Genomic DNA, 14,975 nt, shown 5'->3' with positions numbered 1-14,975 from the left:
ACGCCGCGAGGAAATGCTCGACGGTGAGCGCCTGCGCGCGATGCTCGACGAAAGTCCGGCCCGTGCTGCCCAAGCCATCCTGATTGCCGCACGAGAAGGAGAGGTCGAAGCCCAGGCCTTGCTCGGGCAGATTCTGCTCGACGGCCAGGGGATCGCGCAGGACCAACCGCTGGCGCTGAGCTGGTTCGGCATCGCAGCGCGCCAGGGGCACCTCATGGCGCGCAACATGCTCGGTCGTTGCCATGAGCATGGTTGGGGCTGCGCTGCCGATGCCTCGCTAGCGGCCAGGCATTACCGACTTGCCGCCACTGCAGGGCTGGATTGGGCGATGTACAACTACGCCAATCTGCTGGCGACCGGTCGCGGGGTGGTTGAGGATCAGCTTCAGGCACTGAGTCTCTATCGCCGTGCGGCTGAGTTGGGCCATGCAAAATCGATGAATCTGTTGGGGCGGTATCTGGAAGAAGGGCGGGTCTGTCCTGTGAATCCGGCAGCAGCTCGTAGCTGGTATCGACGTTCGGCCGAGGGCGGGGATTTTCGCGGGCAGTTCAGCTTTGCTGCGGTCTTGACCGACGAAGGGAATATCGAGGATGCGTTGGTCTGGCTGCGCAAGGCGTTGGCCGGTGGCAACCTGAATTTTCTGCGAGTGGCGAGTCAGGCGCTGATGGGCGCGGTCGATCCGAGGATCCAGGCACTGGCCCACGAATTCCATCATCGTGCCGAAGAATTAACCCCAGTCTCTTGAGCCTTTGTGGGAGCGAGCTTGCTCGCGATGACGTCATGACATTCAGCATCAATGTTGATTGAGCTATCGCCATCGCGAGCAAGCTCGCTCCCACAGAGGGTGGCGTAAATGAAAAAGCCCATGACAGGTCATGGGCTTTTTGTTTTCTACGCAGTATTTACACGTAGAACGACTTCAGCGGCGGGAAGCCATTGAACTCGACGGCGCTGTAGCTGGTGGTGTACGCACCGGTCGACAGCCAGTACAGGCGATCACCGATGGCCAGGTTCAGCGGCAGGCCGTACTTGTAGTTTTCGTACATGATGTCGGCGCTGTCGCAGGTTGGACCGGCGATGACCACTTCTTCCATTTCGCCTTTCTTCTCGGTCCAGATCGGGAACTTGATGGCTTCGTCCATGGTTTCGATCAGGCCGGAGAACTTGCCCACATCCGTGTACACCCAACGCTCTACCGCGGTACGGGATTTACGTGCAACCAGTACCACTTCGCTGACCAGGATGCCGGCGTTGGCGATCAGCGAGCGGCCTGGCTCCAGGATGATTTCCGGCAAGTCATCACCGAAGTCTTCCTTCAGGAAGCGGATGATTTCCTCGGCGTAGGTTTCCAGGCTGTTGGTGCGGGTGATGTAGTTGGCCGGGAAGCCGCCACCCATGTTGATCAGCTTCAGGTGGATGCCGTCTTCTTCCTTCAGGCGTTCGAAGATCACTTTGACCTTGGCGATCGCCGCGTCCCAGACGCTGATGTCGCGCTGCTGCGAGCCGACGTGGAACGAGATGCCGTAAGGCACCAGGCCCAGGTCGCGGGCGAGGATCAGCAGGTCCATGGCCATGTCGGTCTGGCAGCCGAATTTGCGCGACAACGGCCAGTCGGCGGTGGTCGAGCCTTCGGTCAGGATACGCACGTAGACTTTCGAGCCTGGTGCGGCCTTGGCGATGTTGCGCAGGTCGGCTTCGGAGTCGGTGGCGAACAGGCGCACGCCCTTCTCGTAGAAGTAGCGGATGTCCTTGGATTTCTTGATGGTGTTGCCGTAGCTGATCTGGTCAGCGCTGACGCCGCGACCAAGCACTTTGTCCAGCTCGTAGATCGAGGCGATGTCGAAGCTCGAGCCTTTCTCTTTGAGCAGGTCGATGATCTCGACGGCCGGGTTGGCCTTGACCGCGTAGTAGACCTTGGCAAATTCGAAACCGGCGCGCAGGTCGTCATAGGCCTGGCTGATCATCGCGGTGTCGATCACCACGAACGGGGTTTCCTGTTTGTCGGCGAACGCCTTCATTTTCTGAAAGGTTTCACGCGCGAAATAGTCTTCGACCTGGATCGACATACCTGGGAGCTCCTAAAGGCAAACGTTGTTAATCAATGGGTGCAAATGAACGTCCTCCGTATCCCCACTTTGGTTCGCCTACTTCCCAAGGCATGTCGCCGAAAGCAAAAAGGCCATGGGAAGTGCAGCTTTCCCTTGGCCTTGCTGTCTCGTCGTCAGTACTTGAGCCGGATGGATCGTTTCCAGCATGGACGTTCGGCGCGAACTTTAGGGCGTGAGGGGCTTGAGATCAACAAAAAATGTCGCGTTTTTGCACTCTTCTGACGCGCGTTGCAGGCATCACTCTTTGTAACCGACACAGATGACAGTCGGATGTTCCCTAGGATTTATGGAGTGTTAAAAATACCTGCACGTTCGACGCTTTTGTGTGCAAAGTCGCTAGTAACTACGATAGCGTCAACATCGGCGAAGTTGGCTGCGAAAAGGTGGGCTGAGAGGGGATTTGACTATTCAGGAGCGTGTTTTCGGATAGCTTTTACAGACGCTACTGTTGATATTTTTTTCCGGCCTGCGAATCACTGGAAAATCGCATAGAACCTGTGGGAGCGAGCTTGCTCGCGATGACATTTTCACAGCCAGCATCGTAGTTGTCTGAAATGACGCCATCGCGAGCAAGCTCGCTCCCACAGGTTTTGTATTTTTACCGGTTAATGTGAGCTGTCAGGCGACCACTGCCTCAGCTGGCGAGACGATATTGGTCTTCATCCCCCGCGAACGTCCGGAACTCAGGTACGCCGCAATCGACTCCTGCGTGACCTCGCCAAGGAACACCCGCTCGGCATCCATCACCGGCAACCACGCCCGATTGAACTCGTACATGCGCGACAGCAGGATGCGCAAATGTTCGTCGTACGCCGCCGTGGCGTTGAACTCGCGTTGGTACTGCGCGCAGGTGCCGGTCTGACGGTGCAAGTCGCGACGTCGTACATAACCCAGGGCTTTATTCTCGGCACAAGTGACCACCACATAGCGTCGGTCATGCTCGTCCATCAACTCCAGCGCTTCGGCCACCGGGGTATGCGGGCTGACGGAAGGCGCGTTGTCCGCCGCATCTTCGGCTTTCACCAGCAGCAGGCGTTTCAGAGTGCTGTCCTGGCCGACGAAGTTGCTGACAAACTCATCCGCCGGATGCGCGAGCAAAGTGTCCGGGTGATCGATCTGCAGCAGCTTGCCGGCGCGGAAAATCGCGATCTTGTCGCCGAGCTTGATCGCCTCGTCGATGTCGTGGCTGACCATGATCACGGTCTTGTTCAGCGCCCGCTGCATTTCGAAGAACTCGTTCTGGATCATCTCGCGGTTGATCGGGTCGACTGCCCCGAACGGCTCGTCCATTAATAGCAGTGGTGCATCGGCGGCCAGTGCGCGAATCACGCCGATCCGCTGTTGCTGGCCACCGGACAATTCGCGGGGATAGCGATGCAGATATTGCTTGGGTTCGAGCTTGATCATGCTCATCAACTCGCGCGCGCGGTCGTGGCATTTCTGCTTGTCCCAGCCGAGCAGTTTCGGCACCACGACGATGTTCTCCTCGATGGTCATGTTCGGGAACAAACCGATTTGCTGGATGACGTAGCCGATGTTGCGGCGCAGCGTCACTTCGTCGAGGCCCGTGGTGTCTTCACCGTTGATCAGGATCTTACCCGAGGTCGGTTTGATCAGGCGGTTGATCATTTTCAGCGTGGTGCTTTTGCCGCAACCCGATGGCCCGAGGAACACGCAGATTTCGCCTTCATTGACGGTCAGGCTCACCGAGTCCACGGCTTTCACATCTTTGCCGTTGCTTTGGAAGGTCTTGCTGAGGTTTTGAAGTTCGATCATTTGAGCAGTCCTTTTGGAGTCAGCGAACGTTGCAGCACTTGCAGGATCAGGTCGGCGATGATCGCCAGCACACTGACCAGTACAGCGCCGACAATCAGCATCGACATGTCGCTGCGGCTGATGGCAGCGAGGATGAGTACGCCCAGGCCACCGGCGCCGATGGTCGCGGCGATGGTCATGACGCCGATGTTCATGACCACGGCAGTGCGCACACCAGCGAGGATCACCGGCACGGCGATGGGTAATTCGACCATGCGCAGGCGCTGACCGAAGGTCATGCCGATGCCGCGCGCGGCTTCACGGATGCCCGGTTCGACGTTGGTCAGGGCCAGGTAGGTGTTACGCATGATCGGCAGCAGCGAATACAGAAACACCGCGGTGATGGCTGGCATCGGGCCCAGGCCCTGGCCGAACTTGGAGTAGAACGGCAGCAGCAGGCCAAACAGGGCAATCGACGGCACGGTCAGGAGCACCGTGGCGCTGGCTTGCAACGGCCCGGCGAGGCTCGGGAAGCGTGTCATCAGGATGCCCAACGGCACGCCAACCACAATCGCCAGGGTCACGGCGATGCCGACCAGGGTGATGTGTTGGCCGGTCAGCTGTATCACCTGCTGCCAGTCGAGGTGGGAAAAGGCGTTGAGAAATTCCATGGCTTTTCCTCCCTATTTGATTGGATGCTGGCGCAGGAAATCTGCGGCAACGGACGAAGGACTTTGGTGATCGACATCGACCCGCGCATTGAGCTCGCGCATGGTGTTGTCGTCGAACAGCTCAGCCAGAGGCTTGAGTTGTTCGGCCAGTTGCGGATGCGCATCGAGGTAGGCCTGACGCACCACCGGTGCAGCGGTGTAGTCGGGGAAGTAATGCTTGTCGTCTTCCAGCAGCTTCAGCTTGAAGGCGTTGAGGCGACCGTCGGTGGTGTAGACTAGACCGGCAAACACCTGGCCGTTGCGCAGGGCGGTATAAACCAGACCGGCGTCCATCTGCCGGATGTTCTTGCGGGTCAGGTTCATGTCGTAGAGCTTGACCATGCCATCAAGACCGTCCGAGCGGTTGGCGAACTCGGTATCCAGCGCCACCAGATTGTTGGTCTCGGCTTCCTTGCGCAGCACCGAGTTCAGCTCGCTGATGGTGTTGATCTGCGGGTATTGGTCAGCAACGTTTTTCGGCAGTGCCAGGGCATAGGTGTTGCTGAATTTCGACGGTGTCAGCCAGACCAGGCCTTTTTTCGCGTCGAGTTCTTTTACTCGTGCGTAGGACTGTTCGCTGTCGAATTTTTCAGTGACATGGTTGTAGGCCACCAGCGAAACGCCGGTGTATTCCCAGAGCATGTCCAGTTGACCACTTTCATGGGCGCTGCGGGCCAGATTGCTGCCCAGGCCGCCGGTCACCTGCACCTCGTAACCCTTGGTGCGCAGGTACTGCGAGGTGATTTCCGCCAGCAGGGTCTGTTCGGTGAACACCCGGGCACCGATGCGGATCAACGGTTTTTCCGTGGCTTGGGCAAATCCTGCGAACAGCAGGACGCAGCCTAGTAAAAAGCTTGAAGTTTTCATGACGATTCCTTTGCCGAGGCTTAAGACGGGCGCAAGCCGCGTTCGAGCCAGAGGCGGCTGGCGAGTGTCACCAGACCGTCGAGCAACAAGGCCAGCAGGGCTGTGCAGGCCGCGCCGAGCAGCAATTGCGGCTGATTGTTCAGGGCGATGCCGGGGAAGATCAGGCTGCCGAGACTGTTGGCACCGATCAGGAACGCCAGCGGCGCCGTCCCGACATTGATCGCCAATGCCACACGCACACCACCGATGATGATCGGCACCGCGTTGGGCAATTCGACTTTCCACAGCACCTGGCGCGGGGTCATGCCGATGCCGACGGCGGCTTCCTTGAGCGAACCCTGAACGTTTTTCAGGCCTTCGTAGGTGTTGCGCACGATGGGCAGCAAAGAGGCGAGGAACAGGGCGAAGATGGCAGGGCCGCTGCCGATGCCGAGGATGCCCAAGGCGATGGCCAGGACGGCCAGGGGCGGAACGGTGTTGCCAATGTTGAAAAACTGCATGAAGCGTTCGGCACGGCCGACCATGGACGGGCGGCTGAGGAGGATGCCGGCAGGAATGCCCACGACAAGGGCGGCCAGCATGGAAGCGAGGACGAGAACCAGATGAGCTTGCAGGTAAAACAACAAATCGTCGCGGTAGTGTTCGATCGTGTTGATGCCGATCCATTGGATCAGCAGGGCCAGAAGGGCGAATACCAGCGCGCCTCCTATCAGCCCTTTGCCATAGTGGATAGCCACAGGCGGACTCCTTTTTTCAGTCGGCGAACACTTTCTCGTGTGGCAACGCCATTCCTGGCTGCCGAAAAAATGATCGCGATAAGCAGCTCATGCCGAGCGCGTTTCACTGTTGGAGCGAGCTTGCTCGCGAAAAACTTCAAGACAATGCGTACCTTCAGGTACCCAGCATTATCGTTGACGTCCATCGCGAGCAGGCTCGCTCCTACAGGGGGAAACGCACGGCAATCGAGCCATGAGCACAGCCTCGTCAGGCCGAATTGCAGGTGTTTCAGGCCCCCGACGAGTGGTCGTTACGGGGGAGTGGACGTCTCCGTGCTTTAAAAGGTTCCCATCTGAAGCAGCATTTGGCCACCCCTAATGTGCTCAACGGTTCGGTTCTTCGATCAACTTGGGCTATAATCTGCGCCCTTTTTTGAATCACCTGCCAGGCGATTTCCCATGACCAAACAGGCCGCCGAAGTCGCGAAACGCCGCACTTTCGCCATTATTTCCCACCCCGATGCCGGTAAGACCACCATCACCGAGAAGCTCCTGCTGATGGGCAAGGCGATTGCGGTAGCCGGTACGGTGAAATCTCGTAAATCCGATCGCCATGCCACCTCCGACTGGATGGAAATGGAAAAGCAGCGGGGTATTTCCATTACCACGTCGGTCATGCAGTTCCCGTATCGTGAACACATGATCAACCTGCTCGACACCCCGGGTCACGAAGACTTCTCCGAAGATACCTATCGCACCCTGACGGCGGTGGACTCGGCGTTGATGGTTCTCGACGGCGGTAAAGGTGTAGAGCCTCGGACCATCGCCCTGATGGACGTCTGCCGTCTGCGTGACACGCCGATCGTCAGCTTCATCAACAAACTCGACCGTGACATCCGCGACCCGATCGAACTGCTCGACGAAATCGAAGCCGTCCTCAAGATCAAGGCTGCGCCGATCACCTGGCCGATTGGTTGCTACCGTGACTTCAAAGGCGTGTATCACCTCGCCGATGACTACATCATCGTGTACACCGCCGGTCACGGCCACGAACGCACCGAAACCAGGATCATCGAGAAGCTCGACTCCGATGAAGCCCGCGCCCACCTGGGTGACGAGTACGAGCGTTTCATCGAGCAGCTGGAACTGGTGCAGGGCGCCTGCCACGAGTTCAACCAGCAGGAGTTCCTCGACGGTCAACTGACTCCGGTGTTCTTCGGTACGGCACTGGGCAACTTCGGTGTCGACCACGTTCTCGACGCCGTCGTTGATTGGGCGCCGCGCCCACTGGCACGCGTGGCCAACGAGCGCACCGTGGAGCCGGTGGAAGAGAAGTTCTCGGGTTTCATCTTCAAGATCCAGGCGAACATGGACCCGAAACACCGCGACCGCATCGCCTTCATGCGTATCTGCTCCGGCAAGTACGAAAAAGGCATGAAGATGCGCCACGTGCGCACCGGCAAGGACGTGCGGATCGGCGACGCGCTGACCTTCTTCTCCTCCGAGCGTGAGCAACTGGAAGAGGCGTTTGCCGGCGACATCATCGGCTTGCACAACCACGGCACCATCCAGATCGGCGACACCTTCAGCGAAGGCGAAGTCCTGGGTTTCACCGGCATTCCACACTTCGCCCCGGAACTGTTCCGTCGCGTACGCCTGAAAGATCCGCTGAAATCCAAGCAACTGCGCCAGGGCCTGCAACAACTGGCCGAAGAAGGCGCGACCCAGGTGTTCTTCCCGGAACGCAGCAACGACATCATCCTCGGCGCCGTCGGTGTGCTGCAGTTCGATGTGGTCGCCAGCCGCTTGAAAGAGGAATACAAGGTCGAGTGCTCCTACGAGCCGATCACTGTTTACTCTGCGCGCTGGATCGAATGCAGCGACAAGAAGAAGCTTGAGGAATTCTCCAACAAGGCTGTGGAAAACCTGGCGCTGGACGGCGGTGGTCACCTGACCTACCTCGCACCGACGCGGGTCAACCTGGCCCTGATGGAAGAGCGCTGGCCGGACGTGAAATTCCGTGCGACCCGTGAGCATCATTAAGTAATCGAATAAGGGCAGTTAATTCTGCCCTTGTTTAATTTTAATCAGCTCTCCTTGGCTTTGATTCCTCTAACAAATTTCATTTTTAGCGCGGATTTATATACTCGGCCTGCTCGCCATTTTGAGACGTCTTTAGGTGTTTGTTCGAAAAAGCCCATATCTTTCATTATTCGAAGCGCGCTCTTTATAGACTCTTCTGTGATTGATGAGCCGATATCGCTGCAAATTTTCTGTGCGAGAGAGTCTAAAGTAAATGGTGTTGCTTTGCCTTTGAGAGCGTCTAGTAATAAGTTTACTTGTCTATGGTTTTCGGAAAGTTCAGGATCTAAAGTGATCGCGTGAGCGAGTTCTTGTTTTGCATCGTTTATGAAGTTTGTTGCAGCTGTATCATAAGATTCAAAAATTGAAGATTGTTCAATTTTTCCGTTTTCATCAAGAGGGTTTTTCAGCTTTTGTAAATGGGAAAATAGTGAATTTATGAAGTTTAAAAATAGGCGCGGATAAAATGTTGCAAGATGTTCGTTGTCCTGTGAGGATGCATCCCGGAAATACGTTTTGATGAATGTAATGGTCTTGATGTTGCTACGACGCAAGTTTTCAGGAAATATTTGAAGTAAGAAAGTCTCGCAGTCTTCTGTTAGAAGTTTTCCTAGGCATATATCTTGCTTGTGTTGTTCGATTTTCTTAATGGTATCTGGAAACTTTTGTTGTACCCATGAGTTGGAGGCTATGCACGCTAGTGCGTAGTTCATTTGGGCTTGTTCGTCCCAGTATAGATCGATTTTTCTTCCGGAAGTTTGCTGTTCGATGTTTTGACTTCCGATTGCTAAGTCTACTCGTATAAAAAGACGGATGCTTAATCTCTGACGGAAATCGCTACTATTTTGTACGGTGTTCATACATAAAAGAATTCCCTCTACAAAGCGCTTCAGTTTTGTTGAGGGTACTGCTGTTTCTAGTCCGTCTACAAGTAGGTTTATTTTGCGGTTTCTAAGTTTTTCGACAACATTCAAGGGTGAGGCTATTTGTGCTAATTGCTCATAGGTCAGGCGAGCATAACCTTGTAGGGTTTCTTTGTATTGAGAGTTGGAGCGTTCGGCTTCTAATCGTGCAGATATTAATGCCCACCAAAATACTTCGTAATCCTCATTTATATTGCTTAGTATAGCCTTTATATAAGTGTCGGAGCTGTTTGGGATGCTAGCATCTATCTCTCCATATTCACTCGGTGATAAAAGAGGAAGGCCAATTCCTCGCTCTACGGACTCTTTGAAAAGTCGACTTTTTCCTGTGCCTTTACGTCCGAATATATAATTAAGATTTGAGTCTTGTTGTAGGATTGACCTTGTCATGTCGGATTCTACAAACCATGTCTCATCTATAATTCCTGATGATGAGGTTTTGTTTTGATGGATGACCTCAGGCGTTGCTATTTTTATAGCGCGCTTGTTAATGCCAAGAATTTCTTTTAGCTGGCTTATTGCGTAGATATTTTCTGTTTGAAGTTGTGAGATTTTAGGAAGTGAGCTATTAAAAAACGCACGATCATAAATCCATGGAATATAAAAGCGCTCAAGTTCATCCGTTGGCAAGGGTTCTGGGTCTTCAGCATCTATAGCCAAAGCTTCAGATAATGCCTCAAGCAGTTTTTCTTTGAACTCCGCCTCCGCTTCGGTTGTGCTTCCCTTCTTTTTTAGATTGTCGAGAGAGAAGGAGACGTACGCACCCGGGTTTGTAGGGTTGAAGGATAGAAGGGTTTTAATGCCTTGTAGTCAGGTTGTCTGATTATCTGGGCGACTGAAAATTACGCACGGTCCAGGAATCGTACTTATGATTGGAATCACTGAAGTAGTCGCGCCGGTTCTGTGGTCAACTAAAACCGTATCAAACTCTCCATTGATTAGATTGTCAATTTCAAAAATTTTTGTGAAAACATCAGAAAGAGATTTCGGGTCTAAAGCACAACGTAAAGAGAATGCTTCATAATCCATTTCCCATTCTTCATCAGTTGGGCGGCACCCGATGAAGTAAACGCCTGGAATTGTTGGGTTTGAAGTATAACTTGGCTCCGCTGCCCATCCTGCATATCCCATTAGTGAGTTTTCAATTTGGATTTTCTCTATTCCAAATATAGTGTGCAGGGTTGGTGCTTCTATGTCAGCGTCAATTACTAGTACCTTGTGCCCGTTGTCAGCAAGATCTCGAGCCAAAGCGCCAACTACGGATGATCGAGCTTGCCCACCTTTTTGGCCGTAAAAGTGTATGGTGTTTATGTTTTTTGTATTTTCATATCTGATGTTACTTTTGAAGCAAGCATTGTGTTGAGATAGCCAGTGATTATTTTGCTGACTGCTTAGGAGGAAGCTGTAATCACATTCTAGCTCTTTTTCAGTTAGCAGTAGTATTTGAGATGCGCTGCTGTCTATTATGCGCGTTAATTCACTTTCGTTGAATGAGCACTTCTCAAGGAGTAGCTTGAATCTCTGGTTGTCATCAAGGTTTTCAAATTCCGCATCTGAAATAATAATGTATATAGTTGGATAGTTAAAGTTGATTGTTGCTGTAGGGTATGTTGTGCGAATGTTTTTTAGGAGTTCAGATAGGGTTTTCATACGTTCTTTCCTAGCGCTTTAAGCGTTAGTATTGTGCTTTTGGCGATTTTATTTAGCTCGCTAAGTTTGGAGTGGTCCGTATTTTGTGATGGCCAGTCGGTGATGAATCGTGTGTATCTGATAGTCGGGTATGAGGCTAAAGGCAAGGTTCGCGTACCTTTTGTTGACTCAACATTAATGCTGTTGAAAGCACTTGTTAGCTCTGAGATTCTTGTGTTCAGAGCGCCGGCGTGTGGTAGGCCTGCTGATGTTTTTGATAGATGTTGTAGCTTGTTTATTATGTCGTGACTTTTGATAGGTTTGATGTCGGCGAGCTTTAGTTCTATAGCTATTAGTCTGCAGTAGCTCTCGACAAGATCACTCCCGCAAGTAAATGCTTTTTTGAATTCTGTTATGTTTATGGTGTGAGCCATATGTAACTCCTGTTTGGCAAATCCCGTAAAAAATGGAGTATGTTACCTATTTATTTTCTTCTTGCCAAGGTGTCGTGTGTGGGCGTCTTTAGGGATTTAAATGTCCTATTAGTTTGTAAGAATATTAATTAGTTTTTTGTTGTTGGTGTTTAAGTTTTGTTGCGTGTGATTTGGTGTTCGCTCAGTACTTGGGTCGAGTGAGGTTTTTATTTGTAGTGGGAAATTCTACTTTGCTGAGTATTAAAGGTTTTTAAGGGTTTCTACACTGTTTATTTTCTTTTGTTATAGTTTTTATTCCAAACTAGTCTGATTTTCATTGCGTTTCTGCCTGCTCGTTAGCGTCCAATCTGGAGAACCCGGCTGATCGGAACTAGATTTGACTCAGCACCAGACAGGCACTCAACGAAAGGAAGGAATCGGCTATGAACAGGTTGTTTCGCGTTTTACTGCTGTTGAAGGTGATGGTGATGCTCTCGCTCGGAGCTTCGACGGCGTGGGCCGAGTGTATCGATCACGGGGAGCAGGCTTCGAGCGGGCAGGCGGGTTATGCGGGGTTGATGATCGCCAAGTCCGAATCGGAACCGGGAGATCAGGGGCAGGGCGGTGCGGACAACGACGATGACTCGACCACCGACGAACCGGACTCCGATGAGGAAGAGGGCGACAGCCAGACGTAGTCGCTCTATTGCAGGCAAAAGAAAACCCCTTCTACCTGAGTGATGCGCATTCGAGGCAGAAGGGGTTTGGTTAACGCGTAATTACTTGAGCTACTCAATCCCTGTGGGAGCTAGCCTGCTAGCGATTGCGGTGTGCCAGTGAGCAGAAATGTTGACTGGTATGCCGCTATCGCCAGCAGGCTAGCTCCTACAGTTTTTTATGCCGCGCCGTCGAGGAATTGCTCGGCGTAGTGGCAAGCCACCTGGCGGCCGGCGATCAGGCGCAGGGCCGGCTCTTCAGTGCTGCAACGCTCGGTGGCGTACGGGCAGCGCTTGTGGAAGGCGCAGCCGGACGGCGGGTTCAGCGGGTTGGGCAATTCGCCGACGATCTTGATTTTCGGCTTGTCCGGATCCGGGTGGATGGCCGGCGTCGCCGACAACAGCGCCTGGGTGTAAGGGTGCAGAGGTCGGGAGTAAATGTCCTCTTTCGTGCCCATTTCCACCGGACGACCGAGGTACATCACCATCACATGGTCGGCAACGTGGCGTACCACTGCCAGGTTGTGGGAGATGAACACATAGGCGGTGTTGAACTCTTGCTGCAAATCCATGAACAGGTTGAGTACCTGTGCCTGAATCGACACGTCCAGTGCCGAGGTCGGTTCGTCCGCCACCAACACTTTCGGTTGCAGCATCATCGCGCGGGCCAGGGCGATCCGCTGGCGCTGACCACCGGAGAACATGTGCGGATAACGTTGATAGTGCTCGGGACGCAAACCCACCTGCTTCATCATCGCCTGGACTTTCTCGCGACGTTCCGCGGCGCTCAGGTTGGTGTTGATCAATAATGGCTCTGCAAGCTGATCACCGACTTTCTGCCGAGGGTTCAACGAGGCGTACGGGCTCTGGAACACCATCTGCACGTCTTTGCGCAGTTGCTTGCGCTGGGCCTTGTCGGCACCGGCGACTTCCTGCCCGGCAATTTTCAAGGAGCCGGAGGACGGCTCTTCGATCAGGGTCAGGGCACGGGCCAGGGTGGATTTGCCGCAACCCGACTCGCCTACGACAGCGAGGGTCTTGCCGGCTTCCAGTTCGAACGATACGCCGTTGAGGGCGCGCACGGTGGCGTGCCCCTTGAACAGGCCTCGGGACACCTCGTAGTGACGGGTCAGGTCGCGGGCGGTAAGAACGACGGCCATTACGCCACCTCCTGGTTCAGCGGGTAGAAGCAGCGAGCGAGGCTGTTGCTTTTCTGGTCAAGGGCCGGACGTTGTTGACGGCAGTTGTCTTTCACGTACGGGCAGCGTGGCGACAGCAGGCAACCTTGCGGGCGGTCGTAGCGACCGGGAACGATGCCCGGCAGGGTCGACAGGCGCGAGGCACCCAGGCTGTGTTCCGGAATTGCCTTGAGCAACGCTTCGCTGTACGGGTGTGCCGGAATGTCGAACAGTTGCGGCACCTGGCCGACTTCGACCGCCTGGCCGGCGTACATCACGCACACGCGCTGGGCGGTTTCGGCCACGACGGCGAGGTCGTGGGTGATCAGCACCAGGCCCATGTTCTGCTCTTTCTGCAACGCCAGCAGCAGGTCCATGATTTGCGCCTGGATGGTTACGTCCAGCGCCGTGGTCGGTTCGTCGGCGATCAGCAGTTTCGGTTCGCCGGCAATCGCCATGGCAATCGCGACACGCTGGCTCATGCCCCCGGACAGTTGATGCGGGTAGGCGTCCATACGGCTGGCGGCACCCGGGATTTCAACTTTTTCCAGCAGTTCGATGGCGCGCTTGCGGGCAGCCTTGCCGGACATTTTCAGGTGCAGGCGCAGCACTTCTTCAATCTGGAAACCGACGGTGTAGCTCGGGTTCAGGGCAGTCATCGGGTCCTGGAAGACCATGGACAGGTCTTTACCCACGATCTGGCGACGCTGGCGATTGTTGAGCTTGAGCATGTTCTTGCCGTCGAAATTCAGGGCGTCAGCGGTGACGATCCCCGGATGCTCGATCAGGCCCATCAGCGCCATCATGGTCACGGACTTGCCGGAACCGGACTCGCCAACGATGGCCAGCACTTCGCCCTTGTCCACTTGCAGGTCGAGGCCATCGACGACTGGCGTGGCGTTTTTGTCGCCGAAGCGAACATTGAGATTCTTGATTTCTAGCAGTGACATGGGAATCTCCTCAGGCGGCGTTCTTGAGTTTCGGGTCCAGCGCATCGCGCAGGCCGTCGCCCATCAGGTTGATTGCCAGCACGCTGAGCAAAATGGTCAGACCAGGCAGGCTCACTACCCACCAGGCGCGTTCGATGTAGTCGCGGGCCGAAGCCAGCATGGTGCCCCACTCAGGGGTTGGCGGTTGTACGCCAAGGCCGAGGAAGCCCAGTGCGGCGGCATCGAGGATCGCCGAGGAGAAGCTCAGGGTGGCCTGAACGATCAGCGGCGCCATGCAATTAGGCAGCACGGTGACGAACATCAGGCGCGGCAGACCGGCACCGGCCAGGCGCGCGGCGGTCACGTAGTCGCGGTTCAGTTCGCCCATCACCGCAGCGCGGGTCAGACGAACGTAGGACGGCAGGGACACCACGGCGATGGCGATCACGGTATTGATCAGGCCAGGGCCGAGGATGGCGACGATCGCCACGGCCAGCAGCAGGGACGGCAGGGCCAGCATGATGTCCATCAGACGCATGATGCTCGGGCCAAGTATGCGCGGGAAGAACCCGGCGAACAGACCCAGCAGGATCCCCGGGATCAGCGACATCACCACCGACGACAAACCGATCAGCAACGACAGGCGCGAGCCCTGGATCAGGCGCGACAGCAGGTCGCGACCCAGTTCGTCGGTGCCGAGCAGGAACTGCATCTGTCCACCTTCCAGCCAGGCCGGCGGGGTCAGCAGGAAGTCACGGTACTGCTCGCTCGGGTCGTGAGGGGCAACCCACGGGGCGAAGATGGCGCAGAAAATCACCAGCAGCATGAACATCAGGCCGGCGACGGCACCTTTGTTCTTGGAAAACGCTTGCCAGAATTCTTTGTACGGAGACGGGTACAGCAGGCTTTGATCGACTGCTACCGATGGAATTGGAGTGGTCATGGTCAT

General features: G+C 55.0%; 13 protein-coding genes. 3 read left to right on the top strand and 10 right to left on the bottom strand.

Translation table 11 applies throughout. From position 1 onward, the window contains the following. Nucleotides 1-13 precede the first annotated feature (13 nt). Nucleotides 14-745, top strand: a complete 732-nt coding sequence (locus tag AC1RS8_RS08875; RefSeq protein ID WP_489340600.1) for a tetratricopeptide repeat protein — start codon at nucleotides 14-16, stop codon at nucleotides 743-745. A 157-nt stretch (nucleotides 746-902) separates the two neighbouring features. On the opposite strand, the gene AC1RS8_RS08870 is transcribed toward AC1RS8_RS08875, so the two are convergent. The 5 genes from AC1RS8_RS08870 to AC1RS8_RS08850 all read right to left on the bottom strand — a co-directional run bounded on the left by AC1RS8_RS08870 (nucleotide 903) and on the right by AC1RS8_RS08850 (nucleotide 6,177). Then, nucleotides 903-2,066: a type III PLP-dependent enzyme gene (locus AC1RS8_RS08870; RefSeq protein WP_056728269.1), complete on the bottom strand. Its 1,164-nt coding sequence runs from the start codon at nucleotides 2,064-2,066 to the stop codon at nucleotides 903-905. A 660-nt stretch (nucleotides 2,067-2,726) separates the two neighbouring features. Further along, nucleotides 2,727-3,884 carry an osmoprotectant ABC transporter ATP-binding protein OsmV gene (locus tag AC1RS8_RS08865; protein WP_046043937.1) on the bottom strand — a complete coding sequence of 386 codons (1,158 nt, stop codon included), beginning with the start codon at nucleotides 3,882-3,884 and terminating at the stop codon, nucleotides 2,727-2,729. Further along, a complete protein-coding gene (locus AC1RS8_RS08860; RefSeq protein WP_057716456.1) occupies nucleotides 3,881-4,534 on the bottom strand; it encodes an ABC transporter permease in 654 nt (217 codons plus the stop codon). The genes AC1RS8_RS08865 and AC1RS8_RS08860 overlap by 4 nt, the downstream gene beginning before the upstream one ends. A gap of 12 nt (nucleotides 4,535-4,546) precedes the next feature. Further along, nucleotides 4,547-5,440 (bottom strand): glycine betaine ABC transporter substrate-binding protein, encoded by an 894-nt coding sequence (locus AC1RS8_RS08855; protein WP_223501416.1) that lies wholly within the window; start codon nucleotides 5,438-5,440, stop codon nucleotides 4,547-4,549. Between the two features lie 20 nt (nucleotides 5,441-5,460). Then, on the bottom strand, nucleotides 5,461-6,177 hold the full coding sequence (locus AC1RS8_RS08850) for an ABC transporter permease (protein WP_223501413.1): 717 nt from the start codon (nucleotides 6,175-6,177) through the stop codon (nucleotides 5,461-5,463). A 438-nt stretch (nucleotides 6,178-6,615) separates the two neighbouring features. Between AC1RS8_RS08850 and AC1RS8_RS08845 the strand changes: the two genes are divergently transcribed. Continuing rightward, nucleotides 6,616-8,199 carry a peptide chain release factor 3 gene (locus AC1RS8_RS08845; RefSeq protein ID WP_057716453.1) on the top strand — a complete coding sequence of 528 codons (1,584 nt, stop codon included), beginning with the start codon at nucleotides 6,616-6,618 and terminating at the stop codon, nucleotides 8,197-8,199. A 44-nt stretch (nucleotides 8,200-8,243) separates the two neighbouring features. Here AC1RS8_RS08845 and AC1RS8_RS08840 read toward each other — a convergent pair whose 3' ends face one another. Continuing rightward, nucleotides 8,244-9,821, bottom strand: a complete 1,578-nt coding sequence (locus AC1RS8_RS08840) for a hypothetical protein (RefSeq protein WP_493162501.1) — start codon at nucleotides 9,819-9,821, stop codon at nucleotides 8,244-8,246. A 150-nt stretch (nucleotides 9,822-9,971) separates the two neighbouring features. Continuing rightward, nucleotides 9,972-10,811, bottom strand: coding sequence for an AAA family ATPase (locus AC1RS8_RS08835; RefSeq protein WP_493162500.1), 840 nt, complete (start codon nucleotides 10,809-10,811; stop codon nucleotides 9,972-9,974). Nucleotides 10,812-11,646: 835 nt separating this feature from the next. Between AC1RS8_RS08835 and AC1RS8_RS08830 the strand changes: the two genes are divergently transcribed. Further along, nucleotides 11,647-11,901: a hypothetical protein gene (locus AC1RS8_RS08830; protein WP_057716452.1), complete on the top strand. Its 255-nt coding sequence runs from the start codon at nucleotides 11,647-11,649 to the stop codon at nucleotides 11,899-11,901. A gap of 197 nt (nucleotides 11,902-12,098) precedes the next feature. Here the strand turns inward: AC1RS8_RS08830 and AC1RS8_RS08825 are convergent, their stop codons facing one another. The 3 genes from AC1RS8_RS08825 to AC1RS8_RS08815 are packed head-to-tail and all read right to left on the bottom strand — an operon-like array spanning nucleotide 12,099 to nucleotide 14,969. Continuing rightward, a complete protein-coding gene (locus AC1RS8_RS08825; protein WP_057716451.1) occupies nucleotides 12,099-13,079 on the bottom strand; it encodes a peptide ABC transporter ATP-binding protein in 981 nt (326 codons plus the stop codon). Further along, nucleotides 13,079-14,047 (bottom strand): ABC transporter ATP-binding protein, encoded by a 969-nt coding sequence (locus AC1RS8_RS08820; protein ID WP_057716450.1) that lies wholly within the window; start codon nucleotides 14,045-14,047, stop codon nucleotides 13,079-13,081. Before AC1RS8_RS08820 ends, AC1RS8_RS08825 begins: the two co-directional genes overlap by 1 nt. A gap of 10 nt (nucleotides 14,048-14,057) precedes the next feature. Then, nucleotides 14,058-14,969, bottom strand: coding sequence for an ABC transporter permease subunit (locus AC1RS8_RS08815; protein WP_057716449.1), 912 nt, complete (start codon nucleotides 14,967-14,969; stop codon nucleotides 14,058-14,060). Nucleotides 14,970-14,975 lie beyond the last annotated feature (6 nt).

It is taken from the genome of Pseudomonas sp. GW821-FHT12A04 (genome assembly GCF_058807755.1).
The sequence above is the reverse complement of the archived record's forward strand: the minus strand, read 5'-3'. Positions and strand labels throughout refer to the sequence as shown.